The sequence below is a fragment of the Halorubrum sp. B52 genome (assembly GCF_059752555.1).
Genome location: NZ_MWTG01000009.1, coordinates 925,006 through 944,251 on the forward strand (window position 1 = coordinate 925,006; position 19,246 = coordinate 944,251).

14 protein-coding genes and 1 pseudogene are annotated in these 19,246 nt (G+C 63.5%); 10 read left to right on the forward strand and 5 right to left on the reverse strand.

Annotated elements, in window-relative coordinates; translation table 11 throughout:
- The first annotated feature begins 2 nt into the window (after positions 1–2).
- The 5 genes from B4V04_RS13245 (at position 3) to B4V04_RS13265 (ending at position 5,074) form a co-directional block, all read left to right on the forward strand.
- Positions 3–953: an ABC transporter permease gene (locus B4V04_RS13245; RefSeq protein ID WP_498232223.1), complete on the forward strand. Its 951-nt coding sequence runs from the start codon at positions 3–5 to the stop codon at positions 951–953.
- A gap of 3 nt (positions 954–956) precedes the next feature.
- Complete coding sequence (locus B4V04_RS13250) at positions 957–2,042, forward strand: ABC transporter permease (RefSeq protein ID WP_498232224.1); 1,086 nt, start codon at positions 957–959, stop codon at positions 2,040–2,042.
- A complete protein-coding gene (locus tag B4V04_RS13255; protein WP_498232225.1) occupies positions 2,042–3,133 on the forward strand; it encodes an ABC transporter ATP-binding protein in 1,092 nt (363 codons plus the stop codon). Before B4V04_RS13250 ends, B4V04_RS13255 begins: the two co-directional genes overlap by 1 nt.
- Entirely contained in the window at positions 3,130–4,467 is a 1,338-nt protein-coding gene (locus tag B4V04_RS13260; RefSeq protein ID WP_498232226.1) for an ABC transporter ATP-binding protein, read from the forward strand. The genes B4V04_RS13255 and B4V04_RS13260 overlap by 4 nt, the downstream gene beginning before the upstream one ends.
- A gap of 73 nt (positions 4,468–4,540) precedes the next feature.
- Positions 4,541–5,074 carry a DUF7974 family protein gene (locus B4V04_RS13265; RefSeq protein ID WP_498232227.1) on the forward strand — a complete coding sequence of 178 codons (534 nt, stop codon included), beginning with the start codon at positions 4,541–4,543 and terminating at the stop codon, positions 5,072–5,074.
- A gap of 48 nt (positions 5,075–5,122) precedes the next feature.
- Here the strand turns inward: B4V04_RS13265 and B4V04_RS13270 are convergent, their stop codons facing one another.
- Positions 5,123–5,482, reverse strand: a complete 360-nt coding sequence (locus B4V04_RS13270) for a hypothetical protein (protein WP_498232228.1) — start codon at positions 5,480–5,482, stop codon at positions 5,123–5,125.
- A 719-nt stretch (positions 5,483–6,201) separates the two neighbouring features.
- Entirely contained in the window at positions 6,202–8,088 is a 1,887-nt protein-coding gene (locus B4V04_RS13275) for an SLC13 family permease (protein WP_498232229.1), read from the reverse strand.
- Positions 8,089–8,485: 397 nt separating this feature from the next.
- Between B4V04_RS13275 and B4V04_RS13280 the strand changes: the two genes are divergently transcribed.
- From B4V04_RS13280 to B4V04_RS13290, 3 genes are all read left to right on the forward strand, one after another.
- Positions 8,486–11,257 carry a cation-translocating P-type ATPase gene (locus B4V04_RS13280; RefSeq protein ID WP_498232230.1) on the forward strand — a complete coding sequence of 924 codons (2,772 nt, stop codon included), beginning with the start codon at positions 8,486–8,488 and terminating at the stop codon, positions 11,255–11,257.
- Positions 11,258–11,686: 429 nt separating this feature from the next.
- Positions 11,687–12,988: a TIGR00341 family protein gene (locus tag B4V04_RS13285; protein WP_498232231.1), complete on the forward strand. Its 1,302-nt coding sequence runs from the start codon at positions 11,687–11,689 to the stop codon at positions 12,986–12,988.
- 60 nt (positions 12,989–13,048) lie between these two features.
- On the forward strand, positions 13,049–13,894 hold the full coding sequence (locus tag B4V04_RS13290) for a universal stress protein (RefSeq protein WP_498232232.1): 846 nt from the start codon (positions 13,049–13,051) through the stop codon (positions 13,892–13,894).
- Positions 13,895–13,948: 54 nt separating this feature from the next.
- Here the strand turns inward: B4V04_RS13290 and B4V04_RS13295 are convergent, their stop codons facing one another.
- Positions 13,949–15,955 carry an SLC13 family permease gene (locus B4V04_RS13295; RefSeq protein ID WP_498232233.1) on the reverse strand — a complete coding sequence of 669 codons (2,007 nt, stop codon included), beginning with the start codon at positions 15,953–15,955 and terminating at the stop codon, positions 13,949–13,951.
- 373 nt (positions 15,956–16,328) lie between these two features.
- A pseudogene (locus tag B4V04_RS13300) lies at positions 16,329–16,682 on the reverse strand (universal stress protein); the annotation flags it as partial.
- A 116-nt stretch (positions 16,683–16,798) separates the two neighbouring features.
- Here B4V04_RS13300 and B4V04_RS13305 point away from each other — a divergent pair.
- Complete coding sequence (locus tag B4V04_RS13305; RefSeq protein WP_498232234.1) at positions 16,799–17,029, forward strand: DUF1328 domain-containing protein; 231 nt, start codon at positions 16,799–16,801, stop codon at positions 17,027–17,029.
- A gap of 119 nt (positions 17,030–17,148) precedes the next feature.
- Complete coding sequence (locus B4V04_RS13310) at positions 17,149–17,544, forward strand: hypothetical protein (RefSeq protein WP_498232235.1); 396 nt, start codon at positions 17,149–17,151, stop codon at positions 17,542–17,544.
- On the opposite strand, the gene B4V04_RS13315 is transcribed toward B4V04_RS13310, so the two are convergent.
- Complete coding sequence (locus B4V04_RS13315) at positions 17,533–18,921, reverse strand: DUF389 domain-containing protein (protein WP_498232236.1); 1,389 nt, start codon at positions 18,919–18,921, stop codon at positions 17,533–17,535. The two genes, B4V04_RS13310 and B4V04_RS13315, sit on opposite strands and share 12 nt — an antisense overlap.
- Positions 18,922–19,246 lie beyond the last annotated feature (325 nt).

Sequence of the window (19,246 nt, forward strand, 5' to 3'; positions counted from 1 at the left end):
CGATGAGCCTTCAACGATTCGTACTCAAACGCGGTCTGATAACTATCCCGCTGCTGTTAGGGATCTCCCTGCTCACCTTCGGGATGGTCCACGCCATCCCCGGTGACCCGATCGACTTCATCACGCTGTTCACGGACCTCGATCCGCAGACGGAGATGGAGATACGGGCCGAATACGGCCTCGATCAGCCGGTGTACATCCAGTACATCGACTGGGTCACCAGCGCGGCGACCGGCGACTTCGGCCGGTCGATCATCACCCGCGACCCGGTGATAGACGAGATCATGACCCGGCTCCCGTACACGCTCGTGATGGGGATCATGGCGTTCGGCGTCACGCTCGTCACGGCGATTCCCACCGGCGTGATCGCGGCGTACTACCGCAACACCAAGATCGATCAGGCCAGCCGCGTCTTCGCGCTGCTCGGGATCGCCATCCCGAACTTCCTGCTCGGCCTGCTGTTGATCCTGATCTTCGCGACCTGGCTCGATCTGTTCCCCGTCCTCCCGCCGACCGGCCAGGGGATCCTCAGCTACGACATGATCGTGTACACGCTGTTGCCCGCGATCACCATCGGCACCGGCTCCACCGCCCTGCTGATGCGACTGATGCGGTCCTCGATGGTCGAGGAGCTCGACAAGGATTACGTCCGAACGGCGCGCGCCAAGGGGCTCCCGGAGCGGACTGTCGTGCGGAAACACGTGCTCCGGAACTCGCTGATCTCGGTCGTCACCGTGGCGGCGATCCAGGTCGCGTTCATCATCAGCGGCTCCGTCGTCGTCGAGATCGTCTTCTCGTATCCGGGCATCGGGCGCCTCCTCGTCAACCGAGTGGGCAACCGCGACTTCCCGGTCATCCAGGCGATCGTCCTCCTCATCGGCGTCGCCGTGATACTCGCGAACTTCCTCGCGGACGTGCTCTACGCGTACCTCGATCCCCGAATCCGATACTAAATAATGTCAAGCGAAACCTCACAGCGGACGACGGAACGCGGACGAATACGGGTCAGCGGATTCGACGTCGACCGCGTCGAGTCCCGGGACCCGCTCTCCTCGTGGGAGCCGGACCTCCAGTCGGAGGAGGGACGCGGGCGCCTCGAGTACGCGTGGATGCGGTTCAAGCGGAACCGCCTCGCGCTGTTCGGCGCGGCCACCATCGCCTTCATGATCCTGCTCGCGGTGTTCTCCCGGCCCATCCAGCTCCCGAGTAGCTTCCCGGTGTTGGCCGGCCAGACGGTCCAGCCGTTCTCGCTCGCGCCGGCCGATCCCGCGAACCAAGACGTGATCACCGGGTACCGAGAGCCGACGCTCGAGAACGTCCTCACGTGGCCGCCGACCGGGCTCTACCTGTTCGGCGCCGACTGGGCCGGACGCGACATCCTCTCGCGGGTGATGTACGGCGGCCGTTGGAGCCTCTCGATCGGTTTCATCGCCGTCGCCATGGCGCTCCTCGTCGGGATCCCGCTCGGCTCGATCGCGGGGTACTACGGCGGTAAGATCGACGAGCTCATCATGCGGATCGTCGACATGCTGTACGCGTTCCCGTTCATCGTGCTCGCGATCGCGGTCATCGCGGTGCTGGGCCGCGGCTACTGGGAGATGATCCTCGCCTTGGTCGTCGTCGGATGGCTCCCGTACGCCCGCATCATCCGCGGCGAGATACTGAGCGTGAAGGAGAACGAGTACGTCACCGCGGCGAAGGCGCTCGGCTCCCGCGACCGGTCGATCATCGTCCGGCACATCCTGCCGAACGCGATGGCGCCGGTGATCGTGCAGGCGACGCTCAGCATCGGCACCACGGTGCTCGTCGCCGCGGCGCTCGGGTTCATCGGGCTCGGGCTGTCGCCGGCGAGCGCGGAGTGGGGCGTCATGCTCAACGTCGAGCAGGACGCGATCGCCCGCGGTCGCTGGTGGGCCGGGCTGTTCCCGGGGCTCGCCATCTTCGTCTTCGTGATGGCGATCAACCTGGTCGGCGACGGCGTCCGCGACGCGTTCGACCCGCAGGGCGACCAGACCGACTCCGACCAGGGGAGGCTCCACTGATGGCGATGCTCGAAGTCGAGGACCTCAACGTGCGGTTCTACACCGACGACGGCGTCGTCAAGGCGACGAACGACCTCTCGTACCGGATCGAGGCCGGCGAGCGGTTCGGCGTCGTCGGCGAGAGCGGGGCCGGCAAGAGCGTCACCAGCCTCGCGCTGATGCGCCTCATCGACGAGCCCGGCGTCATCGAGAGCGGCGAGATCCGGTTCAAGGGGCAGAACCTCCTCGAGATGGACGAAGAGGAGATGCGCTCGCTCCGCGGCAACGAGATCGCGATGATCTTCCAGGACGCCGAGACCGCGTTGAACCCCTCGTACACGGTCGGCGAGCAGATCGCTGAGGCGATCCGGTACCACCTCGGCCTCGACGAGGCGGCGGCCCGCGAGCGCGCCATCGAGACCCTGGAGTCGGTGGGGATCCCGTCGGCGGCCGAGCGGTACAGCGACTACCCCCACGAGTTCTCCGGCGGGATGCAACAGCGCGTCGTGATCGCGATCGCGTTGTCGTGTGACCCCGATCTGATCATCGCCGACGAGCCGACGACCGCGCTCGACGTCACCATCGAGGCGCAGATCCTCGAGCTGTTGGAGGAGGTCGCGACCGAGTACGACACCGCGATCCAGCTCATCACCCACGACCTGGGCGTCGTCGCCGAGTTCTGCGACCGCGTGATGGTGATGTACGCCGGCCACCCCGTGGAGATGGCGCCGGTCGAGGACGTGTACTACGACCCGCAACATCCCTACACCGTCGGGCTGATGAGCTCGATCCCGCGGATCGGCGACGAGCGCGAGCGGCTGCAGACGATCCCCGGGCGGATGCCGGACCTGATCGAGATGCCGCCGGGGTGTAACTTCCACCCCCGATGCCCGTACGCCGAGGAGTCGTGCACGCGCGTGGAGCCGGGGCTCGTCGACGTCGACACCGGCGATCCCGCGGACCCGATCAACAGCGACGCGCAGACCGCGGCGTGTCTCGCGCACACCGGCGAGCTCACGGGGGAGCTCGACTACGAGATCACCGTCCGCGGCGAGGAAGATCTCCCCGGATCGGACGACGCGTCGAGCTCCGCGGGGGTGAGCGACCGATGAGCGGATCCGAGCCGCTCCTCCGCGTCGAGGGGCTCGAGAAGTACTACACGTCCGAGAGCGACTTCATCGACCGGCTCCTCGGCCGGCAGAAGGACGTGAAGGCGGTCGACGGCGTCTCCTTCGAGATCAACGAGGGGGAGACGCTGGGACTGGTCGGCGAGTCCGGCTGCGGGAAGAGCACCATCGGCCGGTCGATCCTCCAGCTCCGCGAGCCGACGGCCGGTTCGGTGTACTTCAAGGGGCAGGACATCACGACGCTCTCCGACAGCGAGCTCCGCGACCTCCGGAAGGAGATGCAGATCATCTTCCAGAACCCCCAGTCGAGCCTCAACCCGCGCCTGACGGTGAACGACATCATCGGCGAGGCGCTCGATATCCACGGGATCGAGGGCGACGTCACCCGCGACGCCCGCATCAAGGAGCTGCTCGAACGGGTGGGGCTCAACGCGAGCCACGCCAACCGCTACCCGCACGAGTTCTCGGGCGGGCAGCTCCAGCGGATCGGGATCGCCCGCGCGCTCGCCGTGGACCCGGACTTCATCGTCTGCGACGAGCCCGTCTCGGCGCTCGACGTGTCCGTGCAGGCGCAGATCCTCAACCTGCTGGAGGACCTGCAGGACGAGCTGGGGATCGCGTACCTGTTCATCGCCCACGACCTCTCCGTCGTCGAGCACATCGCCGACGAGATCGCCGTGATGTACCTCGGGAAGATCGCCGAGCTCGGGACGCCGGAGGAGCTGTTCGCGCCGCCGCAACACCCCTACACCGAGGCGTTGCTGTCGGCGATCCCGGAACCCGACCCCCTGTGGGAGGGCGACCGGATCCTGCTGGAGGGGTCGGTCCCCTCCCCGATCGACCCGCCCTCCGGGTGTAAGTTCCACACGCGGTGTCCGCGGGTCATCCCGCCGTCGGACTACGAGTTCGAACAAGAGGAGTGGCGCGCGGTCATGTCGCTCCGGCACCGCGCCCGCGAGGAGGACATCGCCGTCGAGACGTTCGACGCCGACGAGGAGGCGCTCACGGCGGCGCTCCGCGAGGAGCTCGACCTGCCGTCGTCGCTGTCGGACCCCGACGCGGAGCGGGTGGTTCAGGAGGCGCTCCGCTCGGTCGCGGACGAGGAGTTCGCCGACGCGGAGGCCCTCCTGAGCGAGACGTTCGAGACGCCCTGCTCGACGGACGAGCCGGTGCTGCGTCAGACCGACGCCGGCCGGGTCGCGTGCCACCTCTTCGACCCCGCCTACGAGGGCGGGCCGAACGACGGGACGCCGACCGACGACGGAGCGACGACCGGCGACGGGACGACCGCGGGGTCGGCGGCGAGCGGCGACGACTGAACTCGCTCGATTCGCGTCGCCCTCGGTGTGACCCCGACGACACGCTTATTCCTCCCGACGGGTACCCTCACTCATGCGCCGAACACGCCGGCGGGACGGGGTCGACCGCTCCGACGACGACCCGTTCCGACCGAACGAGTCCGCCGAGCGCCACCGCCCTCGGGCCGCCAGAACGCTCCCGGCGGCGACGCTGACCCGGTGGCTGATCCCGGCGCGTCTCCACCGGCGGGCGGTCTCCGTCAGCGTCGACACGCCGGCGACCGTGTACGAACGGGGGGAGCCGGTGCCGGTCGCGGTCGAACTCCGGAATCCGCTGCCGGTCCCGGTGACCGTTACGACTCGGTCGCCGGTCCCGTGGACGTGGCACGTCGACGGCCACCGCGACGCCTCGCACGTCCCCGAACCGCTCCCGGAGTCGGAGACGCGGTTCACGCTCGACCGCGGCGAGCGCAGGCGGTTCACCCGGAACTGGCAGCAGAGCTTTCAAGTCTCGAAGACGGACTGGGAGCCGGCCGAACGCGGCGAACACACGATCAGCGCCGGGCTCGCTGTCGAGGACCCCGCCGCGAAGGGCGTCTACGACGAGACGACCGTTCGGATCGAGTGACCGCCGCAGCGGGCCCGCAACGGGCCCGCCGCCGGTCGGACCGCGGGCCTACTCGTCCGCGTCGCTGGGGATGTCGATCTCCTCTCGGTGGTACCGCTCCGTCGCGAGCTCCGCGACCGTCCGAAGCGACGCGACGAGCTCGTCCGACTCGTCGAGCGCGTACCGGTCCGGATCGCGACCCTCGGTGCGGTCGACGTCGAGGATCCCGAACGGTTCGAGCCCGTCGAGCGCCTCGTGGACGACGGTCCGATCGACGCCGGCGCCCGCGGCGATCCGCTCGACTGACAGCGGTTCGGAGGCGTAGAACAGCGTCGCGACGATCCGAGCCCGCACCCGATTCGCGAACAGGAGCGCGAGCCCGTTCTCCTCGACGAGTCGCGTGTACTCCTCTGTCGATTGCTCGTCCATGCCCGCCGTTCACGAGCGAGCGGGATGACGGCTTCGGAATCCGCGGTCCTCGGCGGCGGGATCTGAACCGCCCGCGGTCGCGGCCGCGGAAGACGGCGAGGAGGAACCGGCCGACGACCGGCTCTTCGACGTCGCGTCCGCGCTCTCGGAGGTTCGAGAGACTCTGGTCAGCGAGGATCGGGGGGATACGACGACGCGGCGGTCGCGGCGATAGACCCGAAGGCGCTCGCGGGGATCGAGCGAGCGAACGCCGCTATCGACGCCCCGCTCTGAACGGCAGCGGGGACGGCGGACCCCCTCGCCGAGCGACGCGCTCCCCGAAGCGAGCCCGTCGGTCGATCCGACCGAACGCGCCCTGATTCGTAAATCTCTATCCGCGATATCAATAACACGTCGTGGAAGTTGAGACTACACCGGATTTATCGGGGCTATCAGTACCTGCCCAAAATCCGAACGGCTTCGATCGTTGACCGAGTCTCCGTACTGGCTGTACCTCCTTCGTACCGAGTTTACCTCGATTGACGGACGCGTTTATTCGGGGTAGCCGGAGGTACACGAATACGAACTCCCAGACCACGAACTCCTCGCTCATAATGACGAGGAGTCTCTCGTCAACGGGTGCAGATCGAATCAACACCCTCGTTGTCGTGTGAGGGACTCGTAGGGGTGGCTGCAGTGAGCGACACCGGTGTCCAGTACGGATCGGAGTCTCGATGTTGTCACAGGCCCCAGAAGAACGCGATGCCGGCCGTCGTCACGACGGTCAGTATCAGTTGTAACGGGGCGCCGACCCGCGCGAAGTCGGTGAATTTGTACCCACCGGGGCCGTAAACCATGAGATTCGTCTGGTAGCCGACGGGACTGAGTAGTGGCGTGCTGGCGGCGAACGTTACCGCGAGGGCGAACGCGAAGGCGTTGACACCGAGTTGACCAGCGACCTCCACGGCGATGGGGAGCATCAATACGATACTGGCGTTGTTGCTCATCATTTCCGTGATAATCGCGGTTCCCAGGTAGAATACCGCGAGCATCACGAGCGGCGGCAGCACGGTGCCCTCGGCGGCGATGCCCGACGCGATCAGATCCGCGATCCCGGACGCTTCGAACGCGATTCCCAGGGGAATGACGCCAGCGAGCAGGAAGATGACGTCCCAATCGACGGCCTCGTAGGCGTCCGCGGGGCGGAGGATACCTGAAAAGAGCATCGCGACGACGCCGGCGAGCGCGCTGACCATGATCGGGAGGTACTCGAGGGCAGCCAGTCCGACGACGGCGGCGACGATGCCCAGTGCGATTGGAATCCGTGTCCGGTCGAAATCCTCCCAGCGTCTGTCACTGGAGACGACGATATTGCTGTCATCTCGGAGTCGGTCGAGGACGTCCTCGCTCGTCTGGACGAGTAACACGTCACCGCCTTGCAGGCGCACGTCCCGGAGGCGCTGACGAATCACCTCGTTCCCCCGGCGGACGGCAAGCACGGTCGCGTCGTAGTTTCGCTCGAATCCCGCGACGCCGTTTCGTCTGTTCAACCACGTCCCGGGGAGCAACACGATTTCCGTGAGCGAAACTTCGTCCTCGGCTTCTTCCGCGTTTTCCGTGCTCTCGTCGTCGTTCGTGGCCGGATCGGGTGTCGCCGACGGTCGGTTCCACGCGTGGTGCTCGGGCACAAATTCTTCGGGGAGCGGTTCGTCCCCGTCCGTTGCGGCGTCGAGGAGTTCCGGCAGGAAATCGAGGTGTTCGTCCCCGATGACCTGTTCGAGCGTCTCCTGGCTGGCTCTGACCGAGAGGACGTCGCCGGCGCGGATCCGCTCGGTGGGAAGGCCGCGCACGATGCTGCGGCCGTTGCGCACGATCTGGAACACGTCCATGTCAAGGTCGCCGCGTCGCACCTCCCGTACCTGCGAGCCAACGAGGTCGGAGTTCTCGTGGACGACGACGTCGGTCAGGTAGTCAGCCATGCCGAATTGGTCCGTGGGGGTCCCCTCGGCCGCGATTCGGGCTGGCGTGAGATACCGACCGACCGTGAGGAGGTACAGTATGCCGACGACCAGCACGACGGCGCCGAGCTGCGTGAACTCGAACAGTGAGAACGGTTCCGCGGTCGGGCCGCCGACCTGCGCCCAGATCTGGCTCGCGAGCAGGTTCGTCGACGTGCCGATCACGGTGAGCATGCCGCCCAGCATCGCGGCGAAGGAGAGGGGAATCAGCAGCTTCGACGGCGAGGTGCCGGTCTTTCGGGCGAGGTTCGTGACGGCCGGGATGAGCACTGCGACGATGGGCGTGTTGTTGACGAAACCCGCTGACGGGCCGGCCAGTCCGACCGTCGCGAGGAGTTGGCGGAATTCGCTGTCGCCCGCGAACGTCTCCATCTTTCGCGTGAGTATCTGGATGACGCCGGTCTGTCGCACCCCTTCACTCAGGATGAACATCGCCAGCACAGTGAGGGTCGCGGGATTCGAGAAGCCCGAGACGCCTTCCTCGGGGGAGACGCCCGTCCACGGACCGAGGAGGATCAACACGACCATCAGGGCGATCGCGGTGGTGTCGATCGAAATCGGCTGGAAGATGAACAGGACGAGCGCGATGACGACGACTGCAAGAACCACGAGTACGTCGACCGAAACCGGCAGTTGTACAGGAAGCTGCTGGAGTAGTACCAGCGGTGCCGGTACGGAGTTGTGAAGTACGGTCGTCACGATCAACCGGGATTAAATTCTTGTGGTGCCGACATAGTAGTACGGTTCGCGCCTCTGTATCCTCGGTGCTCAGCTAACACAGGTAGAAATACACGGAGGCTGTGCAAACGCCCAGCCTCGATAGTTCTCGCTCCGTCACTCAGTATACTTGTGTACGGCAGTTCCCCACTCACGGCCGTACCAAGACACGGAATGTCTGGATTCTCGTCACTGTTCTACTTTCGTGGCAGGAGATCATGGGTGTGACTCACACCGCCTTTTTTAGTGTTATCGACCATGGCTACTCACAGGGACTTCTCCTCTGGAAATGGATGACCACCCGATTCAAACGCCGTGGGCTAAATCGTCTGATGAGATCGTAGCGCATTACGATGTCTCTGTAGACGCGGGTCTGAGCGAGGACGAAGCCGAAACACGGCGTGAACGGGTCGGCCCGAATGCGCTGCGCGAAGCCGAACAACGGGGCTGGTTGGGGGTTCTGGTTGACCAGTTCAAGAGCTTCATCGTCCTGTTGCTGGCGGTGGCGGGTGTGGCAGCCTTTGCATTGAACGAGAACATCGAGGGTGTCGCTATCTTCGTCGTCCTCCTCATCAACGGACTCATCGGGTTCGTCACCGAGATGCGGGCGCTCAAATCAATGGAGAGCCTCCAGGAGATGGTCGAGATCGAGACTCGCGTTCGGCGCGAGGGGGAGGTGAGGGACGTTCCCGCGGAAGAGCTGGTACCGGGAGACGTCGTGCTCCTCAACGCCGGGAACGTCGTTCCGGCCGACCTGCGAGTGATCGAGCCCTCCAAGCTCCAGGCCGACGAATCGGCACTCACCGGCGAGTCCGTTCCCGTCGGAAAGACGAGCGACGCCCTTGAGGAAGACGTGCCCCTCGCCGAGCGGGAGAACATGCTCTACAAGGGGACGAACGTGACGCGGGGGACCGCCGAAGCGATCGTGGTGGCCACGGGGATGGACACGGAACTCGGTAAGATCTCGGCGTCCCTTCAAGGAGAGGCTGAGGAGAAGACGCCGCTCCAGCAGAAGCTCGATGGCCTCGGGAAGAAGCTCGTTCCGTTCCTGCTCGTCGTGGCTGCGATCGTCCTCGTCTCGGGCTGGCTCAGAGGACAGGATCTGTATCTGATGGTCGAGACGGCCATCGCACTGGCTATCGCGACCATTCCGGAGGGGCTACCGGTCGTCGCCACGCTCGTGCTCGCGCGGGGGATGTGGCGGATGGCGGACCGCAATGCCCTGATCAACAACCTCGGCTCCGTCGAAACGTTGGGATCGACGAACGTCATCTGTACCGACAAGACGGGCACGCTGACGGAGAACGAGATGACAGTCAGCCGGTACGAGTTAGCCAACGGTTCGGTCGCAGTCACCGGAACCGGACTCGACACTGAAGGGACGTTCCAGCATGGTGACGAGGAGCACGACGACCCACGAGATTCTGCCATGCAGGAGGCTCTGGAGGTGGGAGTCCTCTGTAACAACGCCTCCGTGACCGAGGAGGATGGCGAGACGGCTGTGACGGGTGATCCGACGGAAGCTGCCCTCCTGGTAGCTGGATTGAAGGGCGGCGTCGATCGGAGCGAACTCCTCGAATCGATGCCCGAAGCTCGCGAGGTGTCGTTCGATCCGTCCGTCAAGATGATGGCGACCTATCACGAGTTAAACGGGAGCTACAGGGTCGCCGTGAAGGGTGCGCCGGAGGCGGTCGTCGAGTCGTCAAACCGGCTGGTGACCGGTGACGGCACCGAGGCGCTCTCGGACCGCGACAAAGAAGAGTGGATTCAGAAGAGCGAAAACATGGCCGAAGACGGATTGCGGGTTCTCGCTCTCGCCAGGAAGGACGTCGGGAGTACGGACGATCCTCCGTACGAGGGGCTGTCGCTGCTCGGGTTGGTCGCCATGATCGATCCACCACGCGAGGAGGTCAAATCGACCATTAAGAACTGTCTGGATGCGGGATTGCGAATCGTCATGGTGACCGGTGACCACCCCGGGACGGCCAGAAACATCGCCCGGAGTGTCGGGTTGATGGACCCCGAAGACGACGAGGTCATCCAGGGGAGCGAACTCGACGGCCCCGAGAACTTATCCCAGGAAGATAGAGAGCGATTCGCGAATGCGTCTGTCTTCGCGCGCGTCGCCCCAGAGAACAAGCTCGACCTGATCGCGATCCACCAAGCGGTCGGGTCGATCGTGGCTATGACTGGCGACGGAGTCAACGACGCGCCGGCGCTGAAGCGGGCCGACATCGGCGTTGCTATGGGCCAGCGGGGAACGCAGGTGGCCCAGGAGGCGGCGGACATGATCCTCCGGGACGACAACTTCACGAGTATCTATCACGCCATCAGGGAGGGTCGGATCATCTTCCGGAACATCCGGAAATTCGTGCTGTACCTCATGTCCTGTAATCTTAGCGAACTGCTGGCCATTCTGATCGCGGCACTGCTGGGCTTTCCGCTGCCGTTGCTCCCGCTGCAGATCCTCTTTCTCAACGTCGTGACGGACATTTTCCCGGCGTTCGCACTGGGGGCGTGCGGAGGCAGCAAGGAAATTATGAACACGCCGCCGAGGGATCCCGACGAGTCGATCCTGACCCGAACGCACTGGACCGAACTGGGGCTGTACGGAACGATGATCGCAGTCGCGACTGTTGGCGCGTTTGTGATCGGGGGCAGCATGTACGCCGGCGGCATGGGGACCGAAGAGGTCGTCACCATGTCGTTCCTCACGCTGGCGTTCGCCCAGCTCTGGCACGTGTTCAACATGCGGGAACTCGCGTCCGGCATCGTGCGCAACGAGGTCACCGAGAACACGTACGTCTGGGGTGCCCTCGGCCTGTCTGCTCTGCTGGTGATCGGCACCGTCTACCTGCCGGGAGTTTCGCTGGCACTAAGCACCGCCCCCCTCGGTCTCGAAAGCTGGCTCGTCGTGCTCGGAATGAGTCTACTACCCCTCGGCGCCGGACAGGTCGTTTTGGAGTTTCGCCGTCGGTTCGGGACCCCGAAGTGGGGGACTCGACTCGAAGACGCGTTCTTTCGGGATCGAACGACCGATGAAACCGACGTCGGTCGATGAGATTCCCCGACACCGCGGTTCAGGGTGAGGGAGGTTTCAGGACTCGAAGGTACGGAACCGAGCATTTTCGAAGTCAACTCTGGGACTTCCTTGTCTGAGGCGGAGGGAGGTCAATACGTAGCGGAGCTACGTCCGGCAATCGATTCTACAGGTATCGTTGATAAAGGACGATCTGTATTTCTGTGTTTTAATTCCGAGAGCTTGTGCCAGTATCTCATCGACGTTCGAATCCACAGTATTCTGTCTCTACAGCCTCGTGGCAGGCGCACAAAGGTTACGCCGTGAGAGGTGACTTTCCGTCACGAATGCGTGTTCGATCCCGTTGTCCAACGCCAGATTCGGCTCAGAACAGTCGGCACCCTTCGATACCGGTAGGGGGCACAACCAGACGGGAGACCATTTATCGGGTATGGGCGAGTTGTAGCACCCATGGCTCGGCTCGTTTTTGTGACTGTCCCTGTAGGGAAGCAGGACGCTGTTCTCGATATTCTGGACGATGAAGGCATCAGTTATACGCTCACTGATGAGACGAGCAACCGCGAATACACCTGTGCCGTTCATTTTCCGCTCCCGACGAACGCTGTCGAACCCATTCTGGATCGTCTCCGGGAAACGGGCATAAACGACGACGCGATTACAGTGACAGTCGAGACGCAAACCGTTGTTTCACGCGATTACGACCGACTCGAGGAACGATTCACGGAAGATGAAGAGAGTCCGGAGCAGATCGCCCGCGAAGAACTCCAAAGCGCTGCTGAGGAGCTCGTCCCAGCGTCCATGCCGATATATGCTGGCATGACAATCGTGAGTGCGATTATTGCGACAGCAGGACTGCTTCTGGATTCTGCTGCAGTCGTCGTCGGGTCGATGGTGATCGCACCGCTCATTGGCCCCGCAATGGCTACAAGCGTTGGCACGGTCTTCCGGGACCGCGACCTCTTTAGAGACGGTGTCAAGCTGCAGATCATCGGGGCCATACTCACAATAGCGAGTGCCGCTCTTTTCGCGATTCTCATCAGAACAGGGAATCTCGTCCCACCTGGATTAGATATCCTATCTATCTCACAAATACGAGAACGATTTCGCCCGGACGTCCTGTCACTCATGGTTGCCCTCGGGTCCGGTGCCGCTGGAGTGATTAGCCTTGCCTCGGGACTCTCATCCGCACTAGTTGGCGTCATGATTGCAGTGGCACTCGTCCCTCCCGCAGCGACGGTCGGGATCGCCATCGCGTGGGGGAATACGGCACTCGCCGTGGGCTCCGGTGTGTTGCTCCTCGTTAACGTCCTGTCGATCAATCTCGCCGCACTTCTTGTGCTCTGGTATATGGGATACCGGCCTGAGAAATGGTTCCGTATGGAGCAGACCAGAAAGACATTCGTCAAACGCGTTGGCATTCTCCTGATTAGCATTTTGATTCTTTCTGCATTCCTCGGAACTGTTACGTTCTCCTCGTATCAGACTGCCACTTCCGAGCAATCGATTCAAAATGATATCCAATCAATTCTCGATGAACCGGTTTATTCAGAGTTCGTTCTACTCGAGGTCCAGTTCGAATATTCGGAGAATCTCCTCGCCCAGCGTCCCTCCAAGGTAACTATCTTGATCGGTGCCCCTCGAGGAGAAGCCCCACCGGAACTGGGTGATCGTTTGAACACCCGAATTGATGAGATCGCAGGTCGCAACGTAGCTGTACAGGTTCGATACCTAACCGTTCAAGAACCGGGGTAATACCGGGGATAGGATAACCGTTTATCTCGACAACGTCCAATAGCTCAGTTAGATAAAATCATGTACCAACGCATTCTACTACCGACTGACGGCAGTGAAGCCTCGTCGACCGCGGCTGAAGCAGCTGTTACACTTGCCGATCAGTTTGACGCGGAACTACACGTGATTCACGTCCTCGAACACGACCAACCCTCCACCGATGGTGTCAATGCCCCCGACCGAAGCGGCGAGGAAGCAGTACAAACGGCTGTCGAATTGGCTGCTTCTTCTGATGTCGAGGCTACGAGGGCGGTCATTGAAAAGAAAACGTCAATTCATCAAGAGCTCCTCACCTACACAGACAAACACGGTATCGACTGTATTGTGATGGGAACTCGGGGCAGAAGTGGACTCAGCCGGGCTGTCCTCGGGAGCGTCGCAGAACTAACCCTACGCGAGTCTCCCGTACCGGTCATGACCGTTCACGAAGAAACGGTTATCGATCCAGACATCGGCTCAATACTCGTTCCAACCGATGGCAGCGAGTGTGCACTTACGGCCGTTGACCATGCGGGTGAACTGGCGAGATCGGTCGACGCGACACTGCACGTCATCTACGTCGTCGAGACGGGACAGATAATCAACGGTGATAGAGTCCGGAGACTACGAGAAACGCTCGAGGAAATCGGTGAGAAGGCGCTAGACCTCGCCCTCGAGCAGATCCAATCGTCGACGTACTTGCCGACTGAAACGTCGATCCTGAATGGCCCGCCCTATCTTGAGATCGTCAGATATGCGGAGGAGCACGATGTCGATTGTATCGTAATGGGGACTCACGGTCGGAAGGGTATACGTCGGTTCCTTCTCGGTAGTGTTACCGAACGTGTAATTCGCCGTGCTGATGTACCTGTGATCTCTGTGAAATAGATTCGTCAACGAATACTCCCCAAGGCCACAGGCATCCGAACGTCCGTTCTAAAGTCACAGGCCCCAGAAAAATGCGATGCCAACAGTCGTCACGACAGTTAGTATCAACTGTAACGGTGCGCCGACGCGTGCGAAATCCGTGAATTTGTACCCGCCTGGACCGTAGACCATGAGGTTCGTCTGGTAGCCGACGGGGGTCAGTAGCGGTGTGCTGGCCGCGAAGGTCACGGCCATCACGAACGCGAAGGGGTTGACGCCGAGCTGGCCAGCAACCTCGACCCCGATCGGTAGCAACAACACGACGCTGGCAGAGTTGCTGATCATTTCCGTGATGATCGCAGTCCCTAGGTAGAACAGCCCCAGAACCGCGATCACGGGAAGGAGACCGCTGACGGAAACGACAAGGTCGGCGATGAGGGCCGCCGTCCCGGACGCCTCGACCGCGATACCGAGCGGGATGACACCCGCCACCATGAAAATCACTTCCCAGTCGACGGCCTCGTATGCCTCCTCGGGCGTGAGGATACCCGTGAAGAACATCGCTGCGACGCCGGTCAATGCACTCACCATGAGTGTGAGGACGTTGAGTGCCGCGAGTCCGAGAGCACCGGCGAGGATCCCCAACGCGATGGGGATCTTCGACCGGTCGAAGTCCTCCCACCTGTCCTCGCCCGCGATGGCGACGTTCGTGTCCCTCGCGATGCGATCGAGCACTTGATCGAGTGCCTGGACGAGGATGACGTCGCCGGCCTGTAATCGGACCTCTCGGAGTCGCTGGCGGATCACCTCGTCGCCGCGCCGGATCGCCAACACTGTCACGTCGTAGTCGCGCTCGAAGTCTGCGACACCGCTGCGCCGACTCGACCAGGGCCCGGGCAACAGCACGACTTCGGTGAGTTCGATCTCCTCGTCGGGAGCTTCTCCATCCGTCTCGTCGCCGTCCTCTTCTGTGTCTTCGCTAGACGTCTCATTCTCGGCGAGAGAGTCGCTACGCTCCGCGTCGGGCGGCTGCCAGCCGTGACGCCGTGGCGAGAAGCCGGGCGGGAGGGACGCATCGTCCTCCGTGGCCGCCTCCAAGACCTCCGGTAACAGCTGCAGGTGGTCCCGCTCGATGACTTCTTGGAGGGTTTCCTGGTCGGCCCTGACGGAGAGGACGTCGCCGGCCCGGATGCGTTCGGATCCGATTCCGCGGGCGAGCGTCCGGTTACCTCGGACGATCTGGAACACGTCGAGATCGAGGTCCTGCTCGCTCAGTTCCTCGGCCCGAGAACCGACGAGCGGCGAGTCTTCCATGACGACGACGTCTGTGAGGTAGTCGGTCATGCCGAACGCGTCGGTGGGCGACTCCGCCGGCTCGATCCGTGCCGGAGTGAGGTATCGACCGAGGGTGAGCAGGTACACGATCCCCACGAGCAAGACGATCGCGCCCAGGTGCGTGAACTCGAGCAGATCGAACGGCTGTGCGTCGGGACCACCCACCTGGACCCACACCTCGCTCGCCAGGAGATTCGTTATCGTCCCGACGACGGTGAGCATGCCGCCGAGCATCGAGGCGAACGATAGTGGGATCAGGAGTTTCGAGGGCGACGTCTTCGTTTGCCGGGCGAGGTTCATTATCGCAGGTATCAACACGGCGACGACCGAGACGTTGCTGACGACTCCTCCCGGCGGCCCGGAGAGCGTGACCGTGGCGAGCAACTGCCGGAACTCGTCGTCCCCTGCGAACGCGATCAATTTTCGCGTGAGGATCTGGATAACGCCGGTCCGTCGGACGCCCTCGCTCAGGACAAACATCGCCAGCACGGTGAGCGTCGCGGGGTTCGAGAATCCAGAGACCCCCTGCTCCGGCGACACGCCCGTCCACTCGCCGAGGAGGACGAGTGCCACCATGAGGCCGACTGCGGTGGCGTCGATCGGTACTGGCTGGGTAACGAAGAGGACGAAGACGACGGCGATGATCGCCAGTACGACGATCACGTCGATCGAGACAGGCAACTGTCCGGGGAGGAGCTGTAGTGGCCATCCGGCGCTCAAAGAGAAGAAGAATGAGAGAGGACTCATTTATTCGTTGTCCACGAAGATTGCTTGGCGATTACATAGAATTTGGGTTCTCTCCCGGGTCCAGATGCTCGATCCTACGTTCCAATCGTCCGAACCCCTCGAATTGAGTGTGTTCAGGTGCGACGCCGAGCTGTTCAACTGCCTGTACGAGACTGAACACCGTCGCATTTAGCCCACACGTTTTGAATTTTTTAATTGATTTTAATAGATAGAACGAGGTGCTCCCGTATGGACACACGACAATCAAGTAACCCTAGCTTCCAGCCCCACTGATGGTAAACGTCGCGCTCTCGCTGGCGCAGGTCGTCCTTGCACGGCTCCAGGAAAATGATCTGGATCTGTTATTTTCATTGCGGGGTGATTTACTCGCACGCTCTTCGGTAACGTAGCCGTCGTCCACGGCGTCGGTCGCAACCTGCTCACGTTCATGTCCCGAAATCGCGGAGCGAACGTCCAGACCCAGAGACGTATCGTCGACGACAGACAGCACGTGAACAGTCGCATCGAGAACCGCTGCAAGTGAGAGGCCATACTCGGCAGCATGGGCCGCACCGGCATTCCCGTCAGTCGGGATCAGGATGTTCTCGTAGGGGAACACCAGTTGTTCGTCGGGCTGCATCCGCGCTGTGAGGACAGAGACGATAGACAGACGGACGACCTTCTCCGTGACGCTCCCGATGAGGTATCGTGACACCCCCTCCCGATCGTGGGTCGGCATCACCATCAGTCGCAACTTCTGCCCGTCGCTCCGGCTCGCCCGCTCCCCGGCCCATCCGCCGAGTAAGCCGACCTTACCGGCTTTGCAACCCTCATAACTAATCGAGCGGCCCCGTCACTCCCCGTATGGACGTCACCGCGCTCACACCGTCGGTCGGCCACCTGGCGTCGTCGGGGATCGACGTCTCGCCGCTCCAGTTCTCGGGCGACTTCCTCGAACTGGCGGTGGTGTTTTTCGTCATCGCCATCGTGGCGGCGATATTCGGCGCACGCGGGGTCGCCGGGGTGTCGATGGCGGCCGCGAAGTGGCTCGTCATCGTCTTCCTCGTGTTGGCGATCATCTCGGTGCTGCTCTGAGAGGGCCCCCGACGGTGGCGAGCGGAAATAGAGAGACCGCGAACGCGGGTCTCGGCACCGCGAGGCCCGCGGTCGGCCCGGGAACGCGGTTCGAACCCCGACTGCCCGGCGGCCGATAGATGGACGCCGAACGCTGGTGGCCGCCGTTCGTCGAGCTCGCGGCGATCGCCTGGATCGCGCTGTTCGTTGCCGACCTCGCGGTCGGCGCCGATCTGCTCGTCGTCTCCGGGCGGACCGAGAAGGCGATCCGCGGCGCGCTGCAGTGGCTCCTCGTCGTCTTCCTCCTCGACCTCGCGCTCCTCTATCGGTGGTCGGACAGCGGGCCGGCGGAGTTCGTCCGCTCGAACTGGCTGCTCGTCCTCACCGCAGTCCCGTGGTTCCGGCCGTTTCGACTGCTCCGTGCCGGTCGCTCGATCCGCGCGCTGCGGCTCCTCACCGGCTCGCGTCGGATCGGGTCGCTCCTCACCAAGCTCCGCCGGAAGTGCCGGAGCCTCTGGCGACGGTTACGCGACTGAGGGCCTCGCCGAGACCGGCACCCACCGGTCGAGCGACGGTCTCCACTCGTCGAACGGCCACCACGCGCCCCGCTCGGCGTCGCCGGTGGCCGGCGCGCGCTGGTAGTCGACGAACCGCACGTCGACGCGGACCGACCGAGCCGTCCGGTTGTCGATCTCCGCCCGGAGATCGGTCGCCAGTCCCTCGTATTCGAGATCGCTCGAGCGCCCCACGGTCACCGTCACCGCGACCTCGTCGCTGAAGGCGCCCGCGTCGTTGTACTCGGTCGCGACCTCGGCGAGCTCCAGGTCGCTGTACTCCTCGCCGTCGAGGACCGTTTGGACCCCGTCGTTCGCCTCCTGCTCGAAGACGAGGTGCTGGTACGTGCCGACGGCGGTCACCGCGACGACGACGGCGAAAAGCAGGACGATCACGGCGAACGCCCCCGATCGCAGCGAGACGGCGGCGTTCTCCCGGACGGTGCGGATGACCGACGAGCGATAGCCGAGCGCGACGAGCGTGAGGTACGCGGTGAGGTTGATGAACACGATGTTCATCAGGAGCAGGACGGTTCCGCCGGCGACGACGAGCGGCTGGCCCCAGGCCGTGCCGATGCCGGCCACGGCCGCCGCGGGGACGATGGCCGCCGCGACGGCGACGCCGGCGAGGGAGACGGGGAGATCGGTCGCGATCGCGAGCGCACCGGCGAACCCGGCGGAGACGGCGATAGCGAACGTCAGGAGGTTCGGAGTGACGAACGCGCCCACTTGTCCGATAGTCCCGACGTCCAAGGTCGACGGGACGAACCCGCTCCGCTGTAGGAACACGCTCATCACGACCGCGCCGAGGTACGCGACGATGAGCCCGGTCACCTGTGAGGTGGCGCTGTCGACGACCATGTCGTAGTCGCTGACGACGGCGCCGACGCTCGCGGAGAGCGTCGACCCGGCGAACGGGGCGATCACCATCGCACCGACGATCACGATGGCGGAGTCCAAGAGGAGCCCGCCGACCGCGACGACGGCGCTCGCGATCGCGAACGCGAGGTAGGTCGCGGTGTCCGGCGTCAGGTCCTCCGCGCGCTCACGGATCTCGACGTTCGGGGCGCCTCGCCTCCCTTTCGGCCCCTCGACGTACCGGTCTTCCAACTCGTCCACGTTGGGCACCGTCGCCCGTTCGAGGTCCGTGACGACGGTGTACGTGTCCTCGTCGAGTCCCGCGTCGTACAGCCGGTCGAGGACCACGTCGACGGCGGCCGACGGGACCGGAATCTCCGCCAGATACCCGTCTCGACGACCGTTCGCGTCGGTGAAGACGAACTCCACGTCCATCTCCGAGAGCGTCTCTCTGACGGCGTCGCGGTCGTCACTCGGAACGAAGACCTGAACGAGTCTCACTGTCGGTCGATCTCGGCAGATGCGCTTTAGTAATCACCTGCTACAGGTCAGTAACGGAGAACATATGTCGATCGAACGGGCCGAAATTGAGCGGAAGCCCGAACGGTCTCGGGTCGAAACGAGACTCGCGACACGGAAAAAAACCGGTCCGGACGCTCGCGGCCCGCGGAGAGACCGGGGCCCTCCAGTCGTGAATTACTGACGCCTCGGGGATTTTGCAACAGTATAACTAACCGATCGTCCCCGCCACTACCCGCATGGACACCGCGTCACTCGCGACACCGGTCGATCGACGCCCGCCGTCGACCGCGAGGCCCCGATCCTC

What these genes read in the sequence shown, in the direction of transcription:
- B4V04_RS13245 (WP_498232223.1), top strand. Translation starts at nt 3, where the DNA reads ATGAGCCTTCAACGATTCGTACTCAAACGCGGTCTGATAACTATCCCG.
- B4V04_RS13250 (WP_498232224.1), top strand. Translation starts at nt 957, where the DNA reads ATGTCAAGCGAAACCTCACAGCGGACGACGGAACGCGGACGAATACGG.
- B4V04_RS13255 (WP_498232225.1), top strand. Translation starts at nt 2,042, where the DNA reads ATGGCGATGCTCGAAGTCGAGGACCTCAACGTGCGGTTCTACACCGAC.
- B4V04_RS13260 (WP_498232226.1), top strand. Translation starts at nt 3,130, where the DNA reads ATGAGCGGATCCGAGCCGCTCCTCCGCGTCGAGGGGCTCGAGAAGTAC.
- B4V04_RS13265 (WP_498232227.1), top strand. Translation starts at nt 4,541, where the DNA reads ATGCGCCGAACACGCCGGCGGGACGGGGTCGACCGCTCCGACGACGAC.
- B4V04_RS13270 (WP_498232228.1), bottom strand. Translation starts at nt 5,482, where the DNA reads ATGGACGAGCAATCGACAGAGGAGTACACGCGACTCGTCGAGGAGAAC.
- B4V04_RS13280 (WP_498232230.1), top strand. Translation starts at nt 8,486, where the DNA reads ATGGATGACCACCCGATTCAAACGCCGTGGGCTAAATCGTCTGATGAG.
- B4V04_RS13285 (WP_498232231.1), top strand. Translation starts at nt 11,687, where the DNA reads ATGGCTCGGCTCGTTTTTGTGACTGTCCCTGTAGGGAAGCAGGACGCT.
- B4V04_RS13290 (WP_498232232.1), top strand. Translation starts at nt 13,049, where the DNA reads ATGTACCAACGCATTCTACTACCGACTGACGGCAGTGAAGCCTCGTCG.
- B4V04_RS13295 (WP_498232233.1), bottom strand. Translation starts at nt 15,955, where the DNA reads ATGAGTCCTCTCTCATTCTTCTTCTCTTTGAGCGCCGGATGGCCACTA.
- B4V04_RS13305 (WP_498232234.1), top strand. Translation starts at nt 16,799, where the DNA reads ATGGACGTCACCGCGCTCACACCGTCGGTCGGCCACCTGGCGTCGTCG.
- B4V04_RS13310 (WP_498232235.1), top strand. Translation starts at nt 17,149, where the DNA reads ATGGACGCCGAACGCTGGTGGCCGCCGTTCGTCGAGCTCGCGGCGATC.